General features: G+C 46.7%; 2 protein-coding genes. One reads left to right on the top strand and one right to left on the bottom strand.

Features of this window, described 5'->3' with window-relative positions:
- On the top strand, positions 1–1,211 hold a 1,211-nt coding region (locus IQ242_RS23705; RefSeq protein WP_193961638.1), incomplete at its 5' end, for a site-2 protease family protein.
- On the opposite strand, the gene IQ242_RS23700 is transcribed toward IQ242_RS23705, so the two are convergent.
- A complete protein-coding gene (locus IQ242_RS23700) occupies positions 1,130–1,894 on the bottom strand; it encodes a metallophosphoesterase family protein (RefSeq protein ID WP_193961639.1) in 765 nt (254 codons plus the stop codon). The genes IQ242_RS23705 and IQ242_RS23700 overlap by 82 nt on opposite strands.
- Positions 1,895–1,928 lie beyond the last annotated feature (34 nt).

The following is a 1,928-nucleotide window of genomic DNA, read 5'->3' as shown; positions in this document are numbered from 1 at the left end:
TTCCTCTCTATATTGATTCCTCGTGGTTTTTGATTCTGGCTTTTGTCACCTTGATCAATGCCACCGATGCAGAAATTCAGTCTCTGGCTGGCCAGAGTTTCGGTTTAGCGTGGTTACTTGGTTTAATCATCGCTTTATTGCTGTTTATCTCGGTTTTACTCCACGAATTAGGTCATAGTTTCATGGCTCGCTCCCAAGGCATCCAGGTCAATTCCATTACCCTGTTTCTCTTTGGGGGAATGGCCTCGATCGATCGAGAATCGCGGACTCCTCCAGAAGCCCTGCAAGTAGCGATCGCTGGACCCCTCGTCAGTTTTCTCCTGTTTTGTCTCCTATCCCTAGCCAGTCACTTACCCTATTTAAACGCCAATTTAACCTATATATGCGGGCATTTAGCGATAATTAACCTGTTTTTGGCTCTATTTAATCTTATCCCCGGTTTACCCCTCGATGGGGGTCAAATTTTCAAAGCAATGGTCTGGCAAGCGACTGGCGATCGCTGGAAAGGTTTACATTGGGCTGCGATCAGTGGTCAATTCATCGGTTGGTTAGGGATTATTTTAGGGATTTTCTTGGTTCTCTTGACGGCAGATGTGGGGGGTGCTTGGTTAGGATTAATGGGCTGGTTTATCCTCAGAAATGCCCGCGCTTACGATAATTTAACTAATTTGCAGGAAAGTCTCCTCAATTTGCAAGCGGGAGAGGTGATGAGCAGAAATTTGCGGGTTTTAAACGCCCATCAAACCCTAGAGGAATTCGTCCAAGAATACGTTTTAGACCAAGCAGCCGCCAATACTGCTTATTTTGCCGCTTCCGAGGGGCGTTATCGGGGATTAATTCGGGTGGCAGATTTACAGGCGATCGAGCGGAGTTTCTGGTCAGAAAAACAACTGCTTGATATTGCCCATCCCCTCGGGGAAATTGCCACTGTTGAGGAAAAAACCCCCTTAGTGACGGTGGTGCAAAAATTGGAAACCATCCCGGACCGCATGATCACGGTGTTAACACCGGCCTCCGCCGTAGCGGGAGTGATCGATCGCGGCGATATCCTCAAGGCAATTGCGATTAAATACCAACTTCCCCTAGAGGAAACGGATATTGAACGCGCTCGCGAGGGAGTTTACCCAAGTTATTTGCCCTTAAATGTTATTGCTGCCGCTCTCGACAAGAGTGAACCGCCAAAAATCGGCGAACCGTCCTTAATGTCCTGACTTAGAGAGGATGGAAGATAATAATCTTGAATATGGCTAATCCGAAAATTTCCTCGCTGGTTAGTCTGCCACAATTTCCCCGTTTCCACCTCTAAACAACTTAACCAGCCTTTGCCGTAGGCCCAAGTATCAATACAAATGGCATGGCCGAGATTAACCGGTTTACCGCTTTTTTGGCTGGTATGGCCACAAATCATGGTTTTTCCCGAACTATGGGCGGCGGGATATTGAAATTTCTCCCAAAAGAGTTTGTATTCTGGTTGTCTGGCTAGGGGTAGATGGGGATCGAGACTAGCGTGAACAAATAAATGATTTGCAGTTTCGTAGCTATTTATACAGACTTTTCCTAAAAAATCCCAGTGAGATTCAGGAATTTTAATCAGGTGGCCTTCGCTATAGGATTTGAGGGTGGCTTTGCCGCCTTTTTCTAACCAGAGACGCTGTTTGAGGGGGTTATTACGGGCTTGCAGCATGATAATCTCGTGATTACCTTTGAGGGGAATCAAATTTCCCTGTTTATGCAGGGAAATCAGGCGCTCGATCACCCCTTTCGAGTCTCTGCCCTTATTAACGTAATCACCGAGGGTGATTAAAGTATCTTGCGGTTTGGGGTTGACGATCTCTAGCAAGTGATCTAGAGCTTTCGAGCAACCATGAATATCGCCGATCGCTAAGGTTCGCATGAGGATTTGGTAGGGGATTAGGGCATAGGTAGGG

It is taken from the genome of Microcystis sp. LEGE 08355 (genome assembly GCF_015207185.1).
In the GTDB taxonomy this organism is placed as follows: domain Bacteria; phylum Cyanobacteriota; class Cyanobacteriia; order Cyanobacteriales; family Microcystaceae; genus Microcystis; species Microcystis panniformis.
Note: the sequence above shows the minus strand (reverse complement) of the source record. Positions and strands in the feature narration are given on the sequence as shown.